Raw genomic sequence first — 18,219 nt, forward strand, 5'->3', positions numbered from 1 at the left:
TTAAACCTCGCTTTTTTTATAGAACAGTAATAAAATCTTCTATTTTTTCATTCGGAATAAACCCTTTTAGCATTAAAAGGAACCCAAAAACAATCAGAATCATTCCCATGATTTTTTTAACTTTATAGACCACCATAGGTGTCATTTTATTTTTAAGTTGCTTAGCGAGTAAAATTTTACCAATATCTGTAACAAAATAACCAATTAAGATGGTGCCGAAATACCAGAATATTGCATTCTGATTCATATCTAGCGTTGGACCTATAACCAAAACAGTTCCTAGCCAAAATGCTAAAACGCCAATATTTATAAAATTTAAAAAGAACCCTTTTATAAATAATTTTAAATAATTATTTTTTATGGGGACGTCTACAATTTTTGAAGTTTCTATGGCATCTTTTTTATTTTCTTTGTCTAAGTAAGTAATAAGTCCGTAAATTATTAAAACCAAACCACCAATAAAAAATAACCTAGGGTCGTCTTTTATTTTTTCAAGAAACGACCTACTGCCATAATAGGCAATTAAAATAAAAGCCATGTCTCCTAAAATTACTCCTAAATCAAAAGCAATTGCAGCTCTAGCGCCTTTTAAAACACTTGTTTGTATCAACATAAAAAAAACAGGTCCTATCATAAAAGCCATGAAAAAACCTATAAAAAAAGCATTCTTAAAGTCGTGAAAATCCATATTTAACAAAAATACGGAAATTTAAACATCATCAAAGTCAATTTTAATTTTTGATGTTGTTGGGTGTGCTTGACAAGTTAAAACAAAACCCTCTGCAACTTCACTATCGGTTAAAATAGAATTTTTAGCCATCACAGCTTTTCCTTCAGTAACTTTAGCCAAACAAGAACTACAAACACCACCTTGACACGAATAAGGAGGATCTAAATCGTTTCTTAAACTTGCCGCTAAGATATTGTCTGTTTGAGACATTGCAAAAGTAACTTCTTCCTCATCCAATAAAATAGTAATTTCAGAAGTTCCTTCTTTTATTTCAGAAGAAGCTTCTTCATCTATAGAAGCTGTAAACAATTCAAAATGAATATTTTCTTCTGAAAAATCAGCTTCTTTTAAAGTATTAGAAACAATCTGTATCATTTCTTCTGGTCCACATAAAAATGCAGCATCAAAAGAAATATTTTTGTATTTATTTTTAATGAAAAAATTAGTAATTCCACTATCAATTCTACCAAATAAAGAATTTTCCTGACGTTCTCTGCTGCAAATTAATTCTAAATTGAATTGTGGGTATTTCTTATCTAATTGCAGTAATTCATCATAGAAAATAGTATCAGCCACCGTTTTATTCCCATAAATTAACGTAAAAGTAGCCGTTGGTTCTGTTTCTAGAACCGTTTTTATCATAGATAAAATTGGTGTTATTCCCGAGCCTGCGGCAAATGCAATGTAATTTTTATTTGCTTCTGGGTTCAGTAAAAAACGCCCTTCAGGAGCTGTTATTTCAATGGCATCGCCTACTTTTAAATCAGAAGTTGCGTATGTAGAAAATGTTCCATTTTCTACTTTCTTTATTGCGACTCTAACTTCACCACTTTGTGGAGTAGAACAAATAGAATATGCTCTTCTAATTTCTTCTTTATTGATTACTTTTTGAAGTGTAATATATTGCCCTGAAGTAAAATTAAAGTTAGATTTTAAGTGTTCAGGGATGTCAAATACTACAGAAACCGCATCTGCGGTTTCTTGTTTTATTTCTTGTATGTGTACTGTATTAAATTTTGCCATAAATGTTTTACACTAAATTATTTTCAACCAAATATTCAGCTATTTGAACTGTGTTTGTAGCAGCTCCTTTTCTTAAGTTGTCTGCAACAATCCACAAATTTAAGGTATTTTCTTGAGATTCGTCTCTTCGAATTCGCCCAACAAAGACTTCATCTTTGTTATGTGCATTCATTGGCATTGGATACACGTTATTTGCCAAATCATCTTGTACAATAACTCCTGGAGTTTCGCTTAATAAAGTACGAACTTCATCCAAATCAAAATCATTTAAAAACTGTACATTTACAGCTTCAGAATGCCCGCCAGCAGTAGGAATTCTAACCGCAGTTGCAGTGACAGAAAAAGAAGCATCGCCTAAAATTTTCTTTGGTTCTTTTACCAATTTCATTTCTTCTTTTGTGTAGCCGTTTTCTAAAAAAACATCACAATGAGGTAAGGCATTTCTTCCAATTTTATGCGGATACGCCATTTCGCCATCAATACCAGCTTCTTCATTATCTAATTGCTGCACCGCTTTTACGCCCGTTCCAGAAACAGATTGATAGGTAGAAATTACCAAACGTTTCATCTTGTATTTTTTATGCAAAGGCGCTAAAGCCATTACTAACTGAATCGTAGAACAATTTGGATTGGCTATGATTTTATCATCCGCAGTTAAAACAGCACCATTAATTTCTGGAACTACTAATTTTTTAGTAGGATCCATTCTCCAAGCAGAAGAATTATCAATTACAGTAGTACCAACTGCTGCAAATTTAGGTGCCCATTCTAAAGAAGTATCTCCACCAGCAGAAAATAACGCAATATCTGGCGTCATTTTTACAGCGTCTTCTAAAGTGACTACAGTATATTCTTTTCCTTTATACGATAATTTTTTACCAGCAGATCTTGCAGATGCTACAGGTATTAATTCCGTTATTGGTAAATTACGTTCTTCTAAAACTTTCAACATTACTGTGCCAACCATTCCAGTTGCGCCAACTACAGCTACTTTCATTCTTTTTAATTTAGATTCCTGCTGAAGTTTATCTTGAGCGATAGACGAAAGACAGAAAGACAGTTTAATTGTTTTTTGAAAAATTTTAAAAAGCATTTTTCATTGTTACAAAGATGCTTAAAAAAGCGCAAAATAAATGGGTAAAAATGTTATAAATCAACTAAAGTTTAAAATTTAGTTACATATTTTTCTGATGTTTAAAATTAAACTTTTTATTTTTTTGAAGCTATTTCCAGCTTTCCGCACTCGCTTTTTTTGCTGAAAAACAAAAAAGAGCTCAAACAAATGCTTCAATCTGGGCTAAACCCTTTTGCTAACTTTTAGTTTTCAGCAATTATCAGTGAAAATCTGTGAAATCCGTGTCCAAATTTGTATTTTTGTAACCACATTTAATTATAAACTTAAAAAAGTATAGCATGCAACTGTACAACAAGTTAAGCGCCATAGAACGCGCTGCACTAATTGATGAAGCTGGCAAAGACCGCCTCACCATTTCTTTTTATCAATATTTTAAGATAGAAAATCCACAATTACTTAGAGATAAATTATTCTTAGAATGGAACGCCTTAGATGTTTTAGGTAGAATTTATGTTTCTTTTGAAGGCATCAATGCACAATTATCAGTTCCGTCAGAAAACTTTTATGCGTTAAAAGAGCAGTTAGACAGTATTTCTTTTTTAAAAGATATTCGACTGAATGTTGCAGTAGAACATAATAACAAGTCCTTTTTAAAATTGAAAGTAAAAGTTAGAGACAAAATTGTTGCTGATGGTTTAAATGACGAAACCTTTGATGTGACCAATAAAGGTGTGCATTTAAATGCTGCGGAATTTAACGAAATGTTAGCAAATCCTGCTACGATTTGTGTAGACATGCGCAATCATTACGAAAGCGAAATTGGTCATTTTGAGGGCGCAGTAACTCCAGATGTAGATACATTTAGAGATTCTTTAGATATTATTGAAGCAGATTTAAAAGATAATAAAGAAGATAAAAATCTATTGATGTATTGTACGGGCGGAATTCGTTGCGAAAAAGCATCTGCATATTACAAACACAAAGGTTTTAAAAATGTTTTTCAGTTAGAAGGTGGCATTATAGAATATACACGTCAAGTAAAAGAAGAAGGCATCGAAAACAAATTTATTGGTAAGAATTTTGTTTTTGATCATCGAAGAGCAGAAAAAATTACAGACGATGTGGTTTCCAATTGTCATCAATGTGGAAAACCTTGTAATACTCATACAAATTGCGCAAACGAAGCCTGTCACTTATTATTTATTCAATGTGATTCATGTTCAGAAACCATGGAAAACACCTGCTCTACAGATTGTCAAGAAATTATTCAATTGTCTTTTGAGGAGCAAAAAGAACTTCGAAAAGGCAAGGGAAATAGTAATAAAATCTTCAAAAAAGGCAGGAGTGAAGTGTTGAGGTTTAAGAGGTAAGTTTCTAAGATTCTAAGACTGTAAGAATTTCAATTTAAAAGCGAACTGTCAAACTGAGCCTGTCGAAGTTTTTATTAAAGATTCTTCACTTCGTTTCTTGTTCTGAATGACAGGATAAACTTAAATATAGATAAATGATTAGTAATCAGACTGTCATTCAGAGGGAAGTATGACCGATGAATCTCAGCTTCAAAAGTATTTTAGCAATCAATAAAGTACGTAAACAAGTACTTTTTTTAGTATCTTTGCAATATGGAAACAGTAAATTATACAGATTTTCGCTCAAACTTAAAACATTGGTTCGATAAAGTTTTTGATAATGTAAGCGATATCATTATCAAACGAAAAGATGGAAAAGATCTTGTTTTAATCTCCTTAGATGAGTATAATTCTTTAAAAGAAACTACGTACTTGCTAACCGGAAAAAATAGAGATGTTTTATTAAACGCTATCAAAGAATTGGAGGCAGATAAAGGCGTTCAAAAAGAATTAATAGAATAGATGAAACTGATTTGGTCTACTTCTTCGTGGGAAGATTATTTATATTGGCAAAAGGTTGATAAAAAAATCGTAAAACGAATGAACGAGCTCATTAAAAGTTGTTTAAGAACACCTTTTGAAGGAATTGGGAAACCAGAATCATTAAAAGGAGATCTACAAGGGTATTCGTCTAGACGAATAACATCAGAACACAGATTGGTATACAAATACGAAAACGAGCAAATTTTTATTGCAGCTTGTCGTTATCATTATGGGAAGTAAGTTTTTCTTATAAATTTCTACTACGAATTCTATCAATTCATTTGCGTATTATAATTCAATATTTTTTGTCAAAAATTTACCTTTTACTTCTCAATGAGATTTCATATATTTACTGATTAGACTTTGTTAAGTTGCTTTTTTGTAGCAACTTGATAATCAAATTATGAACAGTAAAAAGCTTCGAGCTTTTCTAAAAATATAAATTACATGGCATGTGGAAGTTGTGGTACAACAGAAAATGGCGTACCAAAAGGATGTAAGAGTAATGGTAATTGTGGGTCAGGAACTTGTGGAAGTGGTAGCAATAAGCTAGCAGTTTTTGATTGGTTATCTAATATGACTTTACCAAGTGGACAAGAAAGATTCAATATTTTTGAAGTCCGATTTAAAAACGGAAGAAAACATTTTTACAAAAACCCAGATAATTTACCCGTTACAATGGGAGACATTGTGGCTGTAGAAGCGAGTTCTGGTCATGATATTGGTACCGTTTCTTTGGCGGGAGAATTGGTAAAAGTGCAAATGAAAAAGCGCAAAATTACTGCAGACCATGAAGATGTTCTAAAAATTTATAGAAAAGCTAGTCAAAGAGATATTGATGTTTGGCAAAGATCTAGAGACAAAGAAAAAGAAACACAACGTAAAGGAAGAGAAATTCTAGGAGCTTTAGGGTTACAAATGAAACTTTCTGATGTAGAATATCAAGGAGATGGTAACAAAGCTACTTTTTATTATACAGCAGAATCTCGTGTAGATTTTAGACAATTAATTAGAGAATTGGCAAGTGCATTTTCTATTCGTGTAGAAATGAAACAAGTAGGTGCCAGACAAGAAGCAGCACGTTTAGGTGGCGTTGGTTCTTGCGGTAGAGAACTATGCTGTTCTACGTGGTTAACAGACTTTAGAAAAGTAACAACATCTGCGGCTCGTTACCAACAATTGTCATTAAATCCTTTAAAATTAGCGGGCCAATGTGGTAAGTTAAAATGCTGTTTAAACTTTGAGCTAGACACTTATTTAGATGCACTAAAATCATTTCCAAAACAAGATTTGATTTTAAAAACCGAAAAAGGAGAAGCCGCTTTTGTAAAGATGGATATTTTTAAAAATCATCTGTGGTACACCTATAAAGAAGAGCGTTCTAAATGGTTTCGATTAACGCTAGAACAGGTTTTAGAAATTATTGAGCTGAATAAAAATAATGAGAAATCTGCAACCTTAGAAGAGTATGAATCTGATGTTATTGTTCCAGAGAAAGTAGACTTTGAAGATGCTGTTGGGCAAGATAGTTTAACGCGTTTTGATGCTCCAAAAATTAACAAACGTAAAAGAAATAATCGAAATAAAAATAAGAAAAGACCCGTTGCTGCTAGTGGTCATACAACACAACAGATGTCAAATATAAAAAGAAAACCACAAGCAAAACAACAAAATAAACCACAACGGCAACAAGAGCAGAAGCCTAAGCCAAAGCCGAGGCAAAACCCAAATACAAAAGCGAATCCAAATCAGCCAAAAGGTGAAGTAAAAAAAACAAACAAACCAAGAAGACCCAACAATAGAAATCGAACCAACAACACTCCAAAAGATGGAAGCGATTCGGGAAAATAGGTTTTTAATATTTTTATTGATGGCATCTTTAATGATTTCCTGTGATGATGCAATAGAATTTAATCAATACAAAACATTAGAAAATAGTTCTTGGAAAGCGCAACAAAAAGTAACCTTTCAGTTTGAAGTAAAAGATACCATTGCAGCAAAAAACTTATTTTTAAACATTAGAAATAATAACGATTTTGGTTTCAGTAATTTATATGTCATTACAGAATTAAAATTTCCAGATAATTCTTTGGTGATAGATACGTTACAATATCAAATGACAGATGTTTCGGGGAAATTTTTAGGAAATGGTTTTTCTGAAATTAAAGAGAACAAACTTTTCTATAAAGAGCAAAAGGTTTTTCCTGTTTCTGGAAATTATACGTTACAAGTAAGACAAGCAATGAGAAAAAATGGTGAGATAAAACCAATAGAAAGTCTTGTAGGAATACAAGATGTTGGCTTTAGTATTGAAAAAATAAATTAAAAATGGCAAAGAAAGAAAAAACAAGTTTTAAGAATTATTTAAAATGGTTCTGGGGAATTATTTTAGGAGGTTTTGCCTTCGTATTAGTGTTCTTTTTAATTGCTTCTATAGGTGGTTTTGGTGCATTACCAACTTTTGAAGAATTAGAAAATCCGCAAACAAATTTAGCAACAGAAGTAATTTCTATTGATGGGAAAACCATTGGTAAATACGCTACAGAAAACAGAACACCTATAAAATTTAAAGAATTACCTACCGTTTTGGTAAATGCTTTAATAGCGACTGAAGACGAGCGATTTTTCGAGCATTCTGGTATTGATTTTAGAGGAACTGCAAGAGCGGTTTTAAAACCAGGAAGTGGTGGTGCCAGTACAATTACACAACAATTAGCAAAAAACTTATTTACAAAAAGAGCCTCTAGAAACATCTTTAAAAGAGTTTTACAAAAGATGAAAGAATGGGTAGTTGCTACAAAATTAGAGCAACAATATACAAAGCAAGAAATCATTGCAATGTATTTAAATACACAAGGTTTTTTATTTAATGCATCTGGTATTCGTTCTGCAGCAAGAATTTATTTTGGAAAAGAAGCAAAAGATTTAGACGTGCAAGAAGCGGCAATTTTAGTAGCGATGCTAAAAAACCCGAGGCAATACAATCCAAATAGAGAAATTTCTAAAGGAAAATCTTTACTTCGAAGAAATGTGGTTTTTGCTCAAATGGCAAGAAATGGATTTTTAACGGAACAAGAAAAGGACTCCCTTCAAAAATTACCCTTAACAATTAATTACACTCCAGAAAGCCATAGTGATGGTTATGCAACCTACTTTAGAGGTCATTTGCAAAAAGTTATGCGAACTTGGGTTAAAAATCATCCAAAACCAAGTGGTGAAGAGTACAATATTTTTAGAGACGGTCTAAAAATTTATGTAACTTTAGATTCTAGAATGCAAAAATATGCCGAAGAAGCTGTAACAGAACACATGGCGAATTTGCAGTCACATTTTTTTAAAGAACAAAACAACAATAAAACAGCTCCTTTTTATGACCTTGAAAAAATTCAAATTAATGGAATTTTAGAGAGAGGACAAAAAAATTCAGATAGATATAAGCGTTTGAAAAGCGCAGGTAAATCTTCAGAATATATTGATAAAGTTTTTAAGAAGAAAACAGCAATGAAAGTGTTTTCTTACAAAGGTGATATCGATACCATCATGTCTCCTTATGATTCAATAAGATATTATAAATACTTTTTACGTTCAGGTATGTTATCTATAGAACCACAAACAGGTCATATCAAAGCATGGGTTGGTGGTGTAGATTATAAACATTTTAAGTTTGATGCTGTAGAACAACAAAAAAGACAAGTAGGTTCTACTTTTAAACCTTTTGTGTATGCAACTGCAATTAATCAATTGAAGTTGTCTCCATGTGAAGAGTTTCCAAATATTCCATATACAATTCCTAAAGGAAAATACGGAATTCCGGATGAATGGACTCCAGAAAACTCTAACGAAAAATATGGAGGAATGTTGACTTTAAAAGAGGGTTTAGCAGGTTCTGTAAATACAATGTCTGCTAGATTAATAGATATGGTAACTCCAGAAAATGTTGTTCGTTTGGCAAAAGCAGCAGGTATAAAAAGTGACATTCCAGCAAATCCTTCTATTGCTTTAGGAGCGGTAGAGTTATCATTATTAGAAATGGTAAGTGCCTATTCTACATTTGCAAATAGAGGTTTGCGCGTTAGCCCGATGATTATTACACGAATTGAAGATAAAAACGGAACCGTCTTAGAAGAGTTTACACCAACAACTCAAGAAGTTTTAAGTGAAGAATCTGCTTATGTGGTTTTAAATTTATTAGAAGGAGTTACACAATCTGGTTCGGGAGTTAGGTTGCGATCTACTTGGAATTCAGGTGGAAGCGCGGTTACTGGTTTTCCTTATAACTTTAAAAATGATATAGCGGGAAAAACAGGAACCACTCAAAACCAATCTGATGGTTGGTTTATGGGAATTGTGCCCAATTTAGCAACAGGAGTTTGGACGGGTGGAGAGGAAAGAGCAACGCATTTTGAAAAAATTGCGAAAGGTCAAGGTGCAACAATGTCTCTACCTTCTTGGGCTTTATTTATGCAAAAATGTTATGCAGATGAAAGTTTACATATTAGTAAAGAAGCATTTGAAAAGCCAGAATATTTATCAATCAATATCAATTGTGTAAAAAAGGCAGACAAAGAAGAGGATATAAATAATCCTATTCCAAAAGAAGATACAGATTTCTAGTTCTAAACCTTTTCATTGAGTTTGCTGAACTATAGTTATAAAATCTTATAAAAAGATAAAAAATGATTCATAAAAAAGTAAATAACGTAGCAGAAGCGTTAGCTGGTGTAAAATCTGGAATGACTTTTATGTTAGGTGGTTTTGGTTTGTGTGGAATTCCAGAAAATGCCATTTCAGAATTGGTAAAATTAAACGTTAGAGAAGTTACTTGTATTTCTAACAATGCTGGTGTAGACGATTTTGGTTTGGGTTTACTTTTACAGGGAAAACAAATTAAAAAAATGATTTCATCTTATGTAGGTGAAAATGACGAATTTGAAAGACAAATGTTGTCTGGAGAATTAGAAGTAGAATTAACACCACAAGGAACTTTGGCTGAAAAGTGTAGAGCTGCACAAGCAGGTTTTCCTGCATTTTATACACCTGCAGGTTATGGAACCGAAGTTGCTGAAGGAAAAGAAACGAGAGAATTTGAGGGTAAAATGTATGTGTTAGAGCCTGCATTTAAAGCAGATTTTGCTTTTGTAAAAGCTTGGAAAGGCGATGCTGCAGGAAACTTAGTATTTAAAGGAACGGCAAGAAATTTTAACCCTAATATGTGTGGAGCCGCAACAATTACGGTGGCAGAAGTAGAAGAAATGGTAGAAGTTGGCGAGTTAGATCCCAACAATATTCATATACCAGGAATCTTTGTACAGCGTATTTTTCAAGGAAAAAATTATGAGAAAAGAATTGAACAGAGAACTGTAAGACAAAAATGATTTGAAAATGTATTAATTTGATGATTTGAAAATTATGCGAAATGATAAAAAGAATATTATTGTAGACTTAACTTTTGAATTTTCTTTGAAAATTATTGAGTATTCAGAATTAATCAGAAGTAACAAAAGGTTTGAAATGTCATCTCAAATTTTTAGAAGTGGAACATCTATTGGCGCAAACACAAGAGAAGCTCAAAATGCAGAAAGTAAAAGAGATTTTATTCATAAATTTAAAATTGCAGCAAAAGAAGCTGACGAAGTAGAATATTGGTTAAAACTTTGTAAAGCGTCAGAATTTTATCCAAATCCAAATGAAATAATGTTTAAAGAATTAACTGTAATCATAAAAATAATTAGTAAAATTATAGCATCATCAAAAAATTAATTATCCACAAACAGGAATTATCAAATTAACGAATTATCAAATTATTATGTTAGATAAAAACGGAATAGCGAAAAGAATTGCACAAGAAGTTCAAGATGGTTTTTACGTAAATTTAGGAATCGGAATCCCAACTTTAGTGGCTAATTATGTTCGAGATGATATAGAAGTTGAATTTCAGAGTGAAAATGGAGTGCTGGGAATGGGTCCTTTTCCTTTTGAAGGTGAAGAAGATGCAGACATTATAAATGCAGGGAAACAAACCATTACAACCATGCCAGGAGCAAGCTTTTTTGATTCTTCTATGAGTTTTGCGATGATTCGTGGCAAGCATGTAGATTTAACCATTTTAGGAGCCATGGAAGTTGCAGAAAATGGAGATATTGCCAACTGGAAAATTCCAGGAAAAATGGTAAAAGGAATGGGTGGTGCTATGGATTTAGTTGCCTCTGCCGAAAACATTATTGTTGCCATGATGCACACTAATAAACGTGGCGAATCTAAAATTTTAAAGAAATGTTCTTTGCCTCTAACAGGAGTTGGTTGTGTAACAAAAGTGGTAACGAATTTGGCTGTTTTAGAAGTGAAAAATAATCAATTTTATCTGTTAGAAAGAGCTCCAGGCGTTTCTGTAGAGGAGATTCAAAAAGCTACCGAAGGCACTTTAATGATTGATGGAGAAATTCCTGAAATGGATGTTTAGCATGAAGTTATTTAAAAAAACATATTGGCTAATTTACCCTGTTTTATTAGTGCTTTTTTTATTCACTTTTGATCAAATTTATACGACTGAAAATTTTTTCTTAAAAGCAGGTATTTGTGGTGTTTTGGCATTTATATTATCACCAAGAAAAAAGATAATTCAAACACAGACAGGAAAAATTAAACAAATTACTTGGCTTTTTTTAAAGAAGCCAATACTTATAGATTAAATGAAAATAATATCATACAACGTAAACGGAATTAGAGCAGCACTAAAAAAAGGTTTTTTAGATTGGTTACAAGCTGCAAATCCAGATGTAATTTGCATTCAAGAAACCAAAGCACATAAAGATCAGTTAGATCTTTCTGAGTTCGAAAACGCAGGTTATAAATATCATTATTGGTTTTCTGCTCAGAAAAAAGGCTACTCTTCTGTCGCTATTTTTTGTAAAGAAAAACCAAATTATGTTGAATATGGCACAGGTATAGAAACGATGGATTTTGAAGGAAGAACACTACGTGTAGATTTTGATGACGTTTCTGTAATGAGTTTATACCTTCCTTCAGGAACAAATTCACTAAGATTAGATTATAAGTTTAATTTTATGGATGAATTTCAGGAATACATCAATAATTTAAAAGATGAAATTCCTAATTTAGTAATTTGTGGCGATTATAATATTTGTCACGAAGCCATTGATATTCACAATCCAAAAATGAAAGGAGTTTCTGGTTTTTTACCAGAAGAAAGAACTTGGATTGGTAGTTTTATTGGTAGTGGATTTGTAGATAGTTTTCGGTATTTAAATCAAGAAAAACAAGAATTTTCTTGGTGGAGTTATAGAGCAAACTCAAGAGCCAATAACAAAGGTTGGCGTTTAGATTATGCCATGGTTTCAGAGCCATTAAAAGAAAAGATTTCTAGAGCTTATATTTTAGGAGAAGCAAAACATTCAGACCATTGTCCTATTGCAGTAGAATTAGATTTAAGATAAACAATGTCTTCTCGAGCATTACTGAAATAAAAAGATAATTTTATTGAAAGTAACGAACGTAGTTCTCGAGGGGTTATATTTAGGTCTCGACTGCTCCCGAAATTTCGGGACAACCAGACATATTTTTTTATGAAAAAACTAATAATATTTTTACTTTTTACAGCAAGTATATTTGCACAAACACCAAAAGATGCAATTCTTAAAAAAATCACGAAAGCAGATTTGTTTTCAGATTATGATATTGTTTTGATAGATAGTTTGTTGATGGAAACAAAATACAAATCTCCATTATATGAAACAGCTACCTATCTTATAAAAGATGCTGAACAAAAAGATGTCTCTACAGTTGCATTATCTACTGAAGTCTTAAAAGAAAGATTAAAAAAAGTAGATGCAAAAACACCATTTCATATTGCCTATAATCCTGCATTAGAAAAGGTTATCAAATCTTATTTGAAATACAGAAAGCGATATTACCCTGCATTAATGGCAAAAGCAGCTTATTATTTTCCAATTTTTGAGAAATATTTAGATCAATATGACATTCCGTTAGAAATGAAATATTTGGCAATTGTAGAATCTGCCTTAGATCCCACTGCAAAATCTAGAGTTGGCGCAACAGGTTTGTGGCAATTTATGTATACCACGGGTATTCAATATAAATTAAAAGTAAGTTCTTATGTAGATGAACGTCAAGATCCTGTAAAAGCTACCATTGCTGCTTGTACATATTTATCAGACTTATACACTATTTTTGGAGATTGGGATTTGGCTTTAGCAGCTTACAACTCTGGACCAGGAAATGTAGCAAAAGCCATAAAGCGTTCTGGGGGTTATAAGAATTACTGGAATATTCGTCCGTTTTTACCAAGAGAAACCGCGAGTTATGTTCCAGCTTTTTATGCAACCATGTACTTGTTTGAATATCAAAAAGAACACGAACTAATTGCAGATGCGCCTCAAATTCGTCATTTTGAAACCGATACCATTCATATAAAAAAAACAATTAGTTTTGATCAAGTTTCTGAAACAACAGGAATTAGTACTGAGTTAATTCAGTTTTTGAACCCATCTTACAAATTAGATATCATTCCTTTTGTTGAAGATAAAAACTATACCATAACGCTGCCAAGAAAGAATTCTTTTCATTTTATAGAGAAAGAACAAGCTATTTATAAGTTGGCAGCAGAAGATGCCGCTAAAAGAGAAAAGCCTTTGCCGAAGTATTTTGAGATGGATAAACGCATTCGTTACAAAGTACAAAGTGGAGATTTCTTAGGAAAGATTGCCAATAAATTTGGTGTTCGAGTGAGTGATATCAAACGTTGGAATCGAATGAAAACCAGTAGGTTAAAAATTGGGCAGCGTTTAAATGTGTATCCTAAAAAAATGGCGATTCCAAAATCTTCAGTAAAAATTTCATCCACAAAAAAGAAAGCAAAATCTACTAAAAAAGGAAGTTTTGAAACCTATACTGTAAAAAAAGGAGATTCCCTTTGGACGATTTCTAGAAAATTCAAAAATGTTTCTATCGATGAAATTAAAAAATGGAACAATATTTGGAGTGTAAAGAGTTTAAAACCTGGAACTAAACTTAAAATTTTTAAAAGCTAATTATGAAAAAATTATTTTCAATAGGTATCGTAGCAATTTTACTAACATCTTGTACAGGTACTGATAAATCTGTATTAAGAGGTTCTCTTGGTAAGATAAATAAAGTAATGGTAGTAACCAAAGCTAGTGATTGGAACGGAGATTTAGGTGGTGTAATTAGAAATTCTTTTGGTGAACTAATGGTGGGTTTGCCACAACCAGAATCAACTTTGTTAGTTTCTCAAATAGCGCCAAATGGTTTTGGGACGATGATGAAAATCTCTAGAAACATTTTAATTATTGGAGAAGGAAAAAAGGAAGATTTTTACATTAAAAAAAATGTATATGCACAACCACAAACAATTGTTTACGTCTATGGAACAGATGATACAAGCGTTATAAAAATGTTTAAGAAGCACAAGAAAGAAATTATAGATGCTTTTATAACGTCAGATATTTTAATGACTCAGAATCTGTTTAGGGATAAAAAGTTAGATGAATCAAAATTTAAAACACTTCAAAAAATAGGCGTTTCTTTCACAATACCAGACAGTTTTAATGAAGTAGATGATACAGGAGAATTTCTATGGTTAAGACAACATTTAACAAGCGGAATTGCCAAAACAGGAAGTAATAATATCTTGGTGTATTCAGTTCCATTAGAAGACGAAACAAAAGTTTCTGAAAATATTGTTGCAGTAAGAGATAGTATTGGTAAAAAATACATTCCTGGTACAGATCCTAAAACCATGCACATGATTACAGAAGAAGCGTATACTCCTTTTACCTCTGAGACGACTTTAAATGGTAAAAAAGCCTTTGAAACTAGAGGTAAGTGGGAAGTAAAAAATGATTTTATGGCAGGCCCTTTTTTAAACTATTCTGTAATTGATAAAAAAAATAACAGAATTGTAGTTTTTGAAGGTTTTACCTATGCGCCCTCTGTAAATAAAAGAGCATTTCTTTTTGAATTAGAGGCCATTGCAAAATCGATGGAAATTAAATAAAAAGACTCATTTTTATCATAAAAATTACAACACCTAAAACAAATTCTTTTAGGTGTTTTTTTTAACTTGCTAATTATCAAAAACTTATTTCTTATATTTGGTTTTTAACCAAAACAACTTTTTATTATGGAGATGAATTATTTAATACTATTTTTAGTAGCTTTAGTGCCAATGATTACTGGCTTTATCTGGTATGGTCCAATTTTTGGAAATGCTTGGATGAAACAAATGGGTTTTACCAAAGAATCCTTAAAAGGAACCAATATGGTAAAGACACTTATTATTTCTTATATACTAGGTCTTTTTATTGCTTTTGCCTTAGTGCAAATGGTGATCCATCAAATGGGTGTATTTTCTACGTTAGCTGGAGATCCTGGTTTTAATGAGCAAACAGGTGAAGCTTTTACTTATTTTCAAGATTTTCTAACAAATTATGGAGATCGTTTTAGAACCTTTCAACATGGTGCTTTTCATGGTGTTTTATATGGTTTCTTTTTAGTGATGCCAATTTTAACAGTGCAAGCTTTGTTTGAAAAAAAATCTTTTAAATATATTGCTATAAATGCAGGTTACTGGATGGTAACTTTGGCAATTATGGGCGGTATTGTTTGTCAATGGTTATAAACTACAGACTTTAAAAAAAACAAAACCACTTTTTAAACGTGGTTTTGTTTTTTAATAACCAATTTTATCTCTTACTCTTTTTAAGACTTCATTTGCAGTTTTTCTTGCTTTTGCTGCACCAATATTTAATGCTTCATCTATTTCATGCTTGTTTTCCATATAATGGTGATAACGTGCTCTTACCGTCGAAAATTTTGCTACAATAAGTTCGAATAAGGCTTGTTTTGCATGTCCATAACCGTAATTTCCACCTTTATAATTGGCGCTCATTTCTTTAATTTGAGCATCAGAAGCTAATAATTTATAGAGCGCAAAAACATTGTCTGTATCAGGATTCTTTGGATCTTCCAATGCTAAGCTATCCGTTTTAATCCTCATTATTTGCTTTCTTAATTTTTTATCTGTTAAGAAAATATTAATGGTATTGTTTCTAGATTTGCTCATTTTTTCACCATCAGTTCCTGGAACTAATTTTGTGTGTTCTTGAATTTTGGCTTGTGGTAGAATTAAAGTTTCGCCTATAACATTATTTACTCTACTAGCAACATCTCGAGTCATTTCTAAATGTTGCAATTGGTCTTTACCAACAGGAACAATTTCTGCATCATACAATAAAATATCTGCAGCCATTAACATCGGGTAGGTAAATAAACCAGCATTTACATCTTCTAATCTGTCTGCTTTGTCTTTAAAACTGTGCGCTAAAGTCAATCTTTGAAATGGAAAATAGCAACTTAAATACCAGGCTAATTCAGCAACTTGCGGAATATCACTTTGTCTATAAAAAACAGTCTTACCAATGTCTAAACCACAGGCTAGCCAAGTTGCAGCAGTGCTGTAGGTGTTTTCTCTTAAGGTTGCACCGTCTTTAATTTGAGTTAAAGAATGCATATCTGCAATAAATAAAAAAGCTTCATTTTTAGGATTGTTTGCCATTGCTACTGCGGGTAAAATAGCTCCTAATAAGTTTCCTAAATGAGGTGTTCCTGTACTTTGTACGCCTGTTAAAATTCTTGACATATTTTTTTTCTTCTAGGTATGAGTGAGATACAAAAACCATCTGCGATGGTGCGAGGACAAAAATAAGGTTTTGATTAGGAAAATCAATAAACAAAAAGAATATTAGTACTTTTACATAAATGGTAAGTGTTTTTTAGATATTTACTGTTTTTTGTTTATTTATAATAGATAACATTCTAATTTTTAATATACTCTGTGAAATTTATAAAAATCCCTTTTTTATTACTTTGGCGTTTGTGGTTTTATATACTAATGTTTACCACTATTTTATTAATATCACCTTTACTTCTAATTTTTTCATTTCGGAAAAGACACTACCATATATTCTGGAAGTTGGCTAGATTTCTATCAATAATATTGATTTATGGGATGGGGTTTCGTTTAGACTTTACTTCAGACCAAAGTATCGACCCAGATAAAAGTTATATGTTTTGTCCAAACCATACCTCATTATTAGATCCTTTTATTTTGATTGCTTTGAGTAAAAATCCTATTGTATTCGTTGGGAAAAAAGAACTTGCAAAAATCCCCGTATTCGGTTTTTTCTATAAAAGAACGGTAATTATGGTAGATAGAGGAAGTTTAAAAAGTAGAAAGCGTGTATATCAAATGGCCAAAAAGAGATTAGAGAATGGCGTTAGTATGGCTATTTTTCCTGAAGGATTGGTTCCGAAAGAAGATGTTGTCTTAGCACCATTTAAAAAAGGAGCATTCGGTCTGGCTTTAGAGTTTGAAATACCCATTGTACCTCAAGTTTATTATGATTGTAAGCGTTTTTTTTCATGGGATATTTTTAAAGGAGGCCCAGGAGTTTTAAGAGTTCATCAGCATACATTTATAGATACAGAAAATAAGATTGTTGAAGAAGATATAGATTCTTTAAAAGAGGAGACCTTCAATCTTATTTATAGTGATTTGGTAAATGATGAATTATACATGAAAGATACAAATAGAAGGACATGAGTGAAAAATTAAATCACGTATATTCTAATACCGAAGAGCAACTAAATATATGGTCTCATGCTTTTGGGTTGTTATTAAGCATTGTTGCATTTCCTTTTTTAATTGTAAAGTCCTTGAACTCTGATGGTTTTTGGAAACCAGCAAGTTTTATCATCTATGGTCTAAGTTTGATTGTATTGTATGCTGCGTCTACTTTTTATCATGCGGCTAAAGAGGCAAAAAGAAGAAGAAAGTTAAATATTCTAGACCATGCTGCAATTTACGTTTTAATTGCAGGTACTTATACCCCTTTTTGTTTGGTGGGTTTAGATTCTAGTTTAGGCAACTATATGGCTATTTTTGTTTGGCTTTTTGCATTGGTAGGTATCGTTTTAAAACTGTTTTTTACAGGAAGATTCGATAAAATTTCTACAGCAATGTATCTGTTAATGGGCTGGCAAGTGGTTTTTTTTATCAGTCCTTTAATAGATAGTATCTCTTTTTTTAGTCTAAATTTATTATTTCTTGGAGGCATTTTTTACAGTATAGGAGCTATCCTTTATATGATTAGAAAATTACCTTATAATCATGCAATATTCCACGTATTTGTTCTTTTAGGTAGTATTAGTCATTTTATCTCCATATATTACATTCTATAATTTTAACATTTCATTATAAATAATTAAAAATAACTAAAAAACAATACTTTTTTTGGTTATATCTAAATTTTATTTAATTCTGCTAAATCTAGAATCATTAACTGATGTTAATTTTTAAATAGTATAAATTTATTGAGTTATACGTTTAGCTTCTGTTTTATTAATTTTTGATATACTGGCTTTTCTTCAACCATCCTACA

20 protein-coding genes are annotated in these 18,219 nt (G+C 31.8%); 16 read left to right on the forward strand and 4 right to left on the reverse strand.

From position 1 onward, the window contains the following. Positions 1 to 16: 16 nt before the first annotated feature. Genes Q0998_RS15680 through Q0998_RS15690 form a run of 3 tightly spaced genes read right to left on the reverse strand, consistent with a single transcriptional unit; the run spans position 17 to position 2,750 of the window. Complete coding sequence (locus tag Q0998_RS15680) at positions 17 to 688, reverse strand: LysE family transporter (protein WP_299671511.1); 672 nt, start codon at positions 686 to 688, stop codon at positions 17 to 19. Positions 689 to 709: 21 nt separating this feature from the next. Beyond that, entirely contained in the window at positions 710 to 1,753 is a 1,044-nt protein-coding gene (locus Q0998_RS15685; RefSeq protein ID WP_299671513.1) for a 2Fe-2S iron-sulfur cluster-binding protein, read from the reverse strand. Between the two features lie 7 nt (positions 1,754 to 1,760). Beyond that, the gene (locus Q0998_RS15690; protein WP_299671515.1) at positions 1,761 to 2,750 is read right to left on the reverse strand and encodes an aspartate-semialdehyde dehydrogenase; all 990 of its coding nucleotides are present in this window, start codon (positions 2,748 to 2,750) and stop codon (positions 1,761 to 1,763) included. 416 nt (positions 2,751 to 3,166) lie between these two features. Between Q0998_RS15690 and Q0998_RS15695 the strand changes: the two genes are divergently transcribed. The 14 genes from Q0998_RS15695 to Q0998_RS15760 all read left to right on the forward strand — a co-directional run bounded on the left by Q0998_RS15695 (position 3,167) and on the right by Q0998_RS15760 (position 15,398). Continuing rightward, positions 3,167 to 4,198 carry a rhodanese-related sulfurtransferase gene (locus Q0998_RS15695; protein WP_299671518.1) on the forward strand — a complete coding sequence of 344 codons (1,032 nt, stop codon included), beginning with the start codon at positions 3,167 to 3,169 and terminating at the stop codon, positions 4,196 to 4,198. 252 nt (positions 4,199 to 4,450) lie between these two features. Beyond that, a complete protein-coding gene (locus Q0998_RS15700; protein WP_299671520.1) occupies positions 4,451 to 4,699 on the forward strand; it encodes a type II toxin-antitoxin system Phd/YefM family antitoxin in 249 nt (82 codons plus the stop codon). Next, entirely contained in the window at positions 4,700 to 4,960 is a 261-nt protein-coding gene (locus Q0998_RS15705; RefSeq protein ID WP_299671523.1) for a Txe/YoeB family addiction module toxin, read from the forward strand. It abuts the gene before it with no gap. Positions 4,961 to 5,167: 207 nt separating this feature from the next. After that, positions 5,168 to 6,571 carry a regulatory iron-sulfur-containing complex subunit RicT gene (gene ricT / locus Q0998_RS15710; protein ID WP_299671526.1) on the forward strand — a complete coding sequence of 468 codons (1,404 nt, stop codon included), beginning with the start codon at positions 5,168 to 5,170 and terminating at the stop codon, positions 6,569 to 6,571. Continuing rightward, the gene (locus tag Q0998_RS15715) at positions 6,549 to 7,046 is read left to right on the forward strand and encodes a gliding motility lipoprotein GldH (RefSeq protein WP_299671528.1); all 498 of its coding nucleotides are present in this window, start codon (positions 6,549 to 6,551) and stop codon (positions 7,044 to 7,046) included. Before ricT ends, Q0998_RS15715 begins: the two co-directional genes overlap by 23 nt. Positions 7,047 to 7,048: 2 nt before the next feature. After that, on the forward strand, positions 7,049 to 9,334 hold the full coding sequence (locus Q0998_RS15720; protein WP_299671531.1) for a transglycosylase domain-containing protein: 2,286 nt from the start codon (positions 7,049 to 7,051) through the stop codon (positions 9,332 to 9,334). 62 nt (positions 9,335 to 9,396) lie between these two features. Then, positions 9,397 to 10,095: a CoA transferase subunit A gene (locus Q0998_RS15725; protein WP_299671534.1), complete on the forward strand. Its 699-nt coding sequence runs from the start codon at positions 9,397 to 9,399 to the stop codon at positions 10,093 to 10,095. Between the two features lie 34 nt (positions 10,096 to 10,129). Continuing rightward, positions 10,130 to 10,480, forward strand: coding sequence for a four helix bundle protein (locus Q0998_RS15730; protein WP_299671537.1), 351 nt, complete (start codon positions 10,130 to 10,132; stop codon positions 10,478 to 10,480). A 46-nt stretch (positions 10,481 to 10,526) separates the two neighbouring features. Continuing rightward, complete coding sequence (locus Q0998_RS15735) at positions 10,527 to 11,180, forward strand: CoA transferase subunit B (RefSeq protein WP_299671540.1); 654 nt, start codon at positions 10,527 to 10,529, stop codon at positions 11,178 to 11,180. Position 11,181: 1 nt separating this feature from the next. Further along, positions 11,182 to 11,409: a hypothetical protein gene (locus tag Q0998_RS15740; RefSeq protein WP_299671543.1), complete on the forward strand. Its 228-nt coding sequence runs from the start codon at positions 11,182 to 11,184 to the stop codon at positions 11,407 to 11,409. Next, positions 11,410 to 12,174: an exodeoxyribonuclease III gene (locus Q0998_RS15745; RefSeq protein ID WP_299671546.1), complete on the forward strand. Its 765-nt coding sequence runs from the start codon at positions 11,410 to 11,412 to the stop codon at positions 12,172 to 12,174. 129 nt (positions 12,175 to 12,303) lie between these two features. After that, on the forward strand, positions 12,304 to 13,788 hold the full coding sequence (locus Q0998_RS15750) for a lytic transglycosylase domain-containing protein (protein ID WP_299671548.1): 1,485 nt from the start codon (positions 12,304 to 12,306) through the stop codon (positions 13,786 to 13,788). A 2-nt stretch (positions 13,789 to 13,790) separates the two neighbouring features. Next, positions 13,791 to 14,774, forward strand: coding sequence for a DUF4837 family protein (locus Q0998_RS15755; RefSeq protein WP_299671550.1), 984 nt, complete (start codon positions 13,791 to 13,793; stop codon positions 14,772 to 14,774). A gap of 132 nt (positions 14,775 to 14,906) precedes the next feature. Continuing rightward, the gene (locus tag Q0998_RS15760) at positions 14,907 to 15,398 is read left to right on the forward strand and encodes a DUF1761 domain-containing protein (protein ID WP_299671552.1); all 492 of its coding nucleotides are present in this window, start codon (positions 14,907 to 14,909) and stop codon (positions 15,396 to 15,398) included. Between the two features lie 51 nt (positions 15,399 to 15,449). On the opposite strand, the gene trpS is transcribed toward Q0998_RS15760, so the two are convergent. Then, a complete protein-coding gene (trpS, locus tag Q0998_RS15765; protein WP_299671553.1) occupies positions 15,450 to 16,418 on the reverse strand; it encodes a tryptophan--tRNA ligase in 969 nt (322 codons plus the stop codon). Positions 16,419 to 16,787: 369 nt separating this feature from the next. Between trpS and Q0998_RS15770 the strand changes: the two genes are divergently transcribed. After that, a complete protein-coding gene (locus tag Q0998_RS15770; protein ID WP_299671555.1) occupies positions 16,788 to 17,381 on the forward strand; it encodes a 1-acyl-sn-glycerol-3-phosphate acyltransferase in 594 nt (197 codons plus the stop codon). Next, positions 17,378 to 18,019, forward strand: a complete 642-nt coding sequence (locus Q0998_RS15775) for a hemolysin III family protein (RefSeq protein ID WP_299671557.1) — start codon at positions 17,378 to 17,380, stop codon at positions 18,017 to 18,019. The genes Q0998_RS15770 and Q0998_RS15775 overlap by 4 nt, the downstream gene beginning before the upstream one ends. The last annotated feature ends 200 nt before the right edge of the window (positions 18,020 to 18,219 follow it).

This window comes from uncultured Polaribacter sp. (genome assembly GCF_947501385.1).
Lineage (GTDB): Bacteria > Bacteroidota > Bacteroidia > Flavobacteriales > Flavobacteriaceae > Polaribacter.

Bases quoted from the DNA above. Each gene is read 5' to 3' on its own strand.
- Q0998_RS15735 (WP_299671540.1), top strand. From the start codon at position 10,527: ATGTTAGATAAAAACGGAATAGCGAAAAGAATTGCACAAGAAGTTCAA.
- Q0998_RS15745 (WP_299671546.1), top strand. From the start codon at position 11,410: ATGAAAATAATATCATACAACGTAAACGGAATTAGAGCAGCACTAAAA.
- Q0998_RS15730 (WP_299671537.1), top strand. From the start codon at position 10,130: ATGCGAAATGATAAAAAGAATATTATTGTAGACTTAACTTTTGAATTT.
- Q0998_RS15760 (WP_299671552.1), top strand. From the start codon at position 14,907: ATGAATTATTTAATACTATTTTTAGTAGCTTTAGTGCCAATGATTACT.
- Q0998_RS15775 (WP_299671557.1), top strand. From the start codon at position 17,378: ATGAGTGAAAAATTAAATCACGTATATTCTAATACCGAAGAGCAACTA.
- Q0998_RS15705 (WP_299671523.1), top strand. From the start codon at position 4,700: ATGAAACTGATTTGGTCTACTTCTTCGTGGGAAGATTATTTATATTGG.
- Q0998_RS15685 (WP_299671513.1), bottom strand. From the start codon at position 1,753: ATGGCAAAATTTAATACAGTACACATACAAGAAATAAAACAAGAAACC.
- trpS (WP_299671553.1), bottom strand. From the start codon at position 16,418: ATGTCAAGAATTTTAACAGGCGTACAAAGTACAGGAACACCTCATTTA.
- Q0998_RS15725 (WP_299671534.1), top strand. From the start codon at position 9,397: ATGATTCATAAAAAAGTAAATAACGTAGCAGAAGCGTTAGCTGGTGTA.
- Q0998_RS15740 (WP_299671543.1), top strand. From the start codon at position 11,182: ATGAAGTTATTTAAAAAAACATATTGGCTAATTTACCCTGTTTTATTA.
- Q0998_RS15770 (WP_299671555.1), top strand. From the start codon at position 16,788: ATGGGGTTTCGTTTAGACTTTACTTCAGACCAAAGTATCGACCCAGAT.
- Q0998_RS15690 (WP_299671515.1), bottom strand. From the start codon at position 2,750: ATGAAAGTAGCTGTAGTTGGCGCAACTGGAATGGTTGGCACAGTAATG.
- Q0998_RS15715 (WP_299671528.1), top strand. From the start codon at position 6,549: ATGGAAGCGATTCGGGAAAATAGGTTTTTAATATTTTTATTGATGGCA.
- Q0998_RS15695 (WP_299671518.1), top strand. From the start codon at position 3,167: ATGCAACTGTACAACAAGTTAAGCGCCATAGAACGCGCTGCACTAATT.
- Q0998_RS15750 (WP_299671548.1), top strand. From the start codon at position 12,304: ATGAAAAAACTAATAATATTTTTACTTTTTACAGCAAGTATATTTGCA.
- ricT (WP_299671526.1), top strand. From the start codon at position 5,168: ATGGCATGTGGAAGTTGTGGTACAACAGAAAATGGCGTACCAAAAGGA.
- Q0998_RS15700 (WP_299671520.1), top strand. From the start codon at position 4,451: ATGGAAACAGTAAATTATACAGATTTTCGCTCAAACTTAAAACATTGG.
- Q0998_RS15680 (WP_299671511.1), bottom strand. From the start codon at position 688: ATGGATTTTCACGACTTTAAGAATGCTTTTTTTATAGGTTTTTTCATG.
- Q0998_RS15720 (WP_299671531.1), top strand. From the start codon at position 7,049: ATGGCAAAGAAAGAAAAAACAAGTTTTAAGAATTATTTAAAATGGTTC.
- Q0998_RS15755 (WP_299671550.1), top strand. From the start codon at position 13,791: ATGAAAAAATTATTTTCAATAGGTATCGTAGCAATTTTACTAACATCT.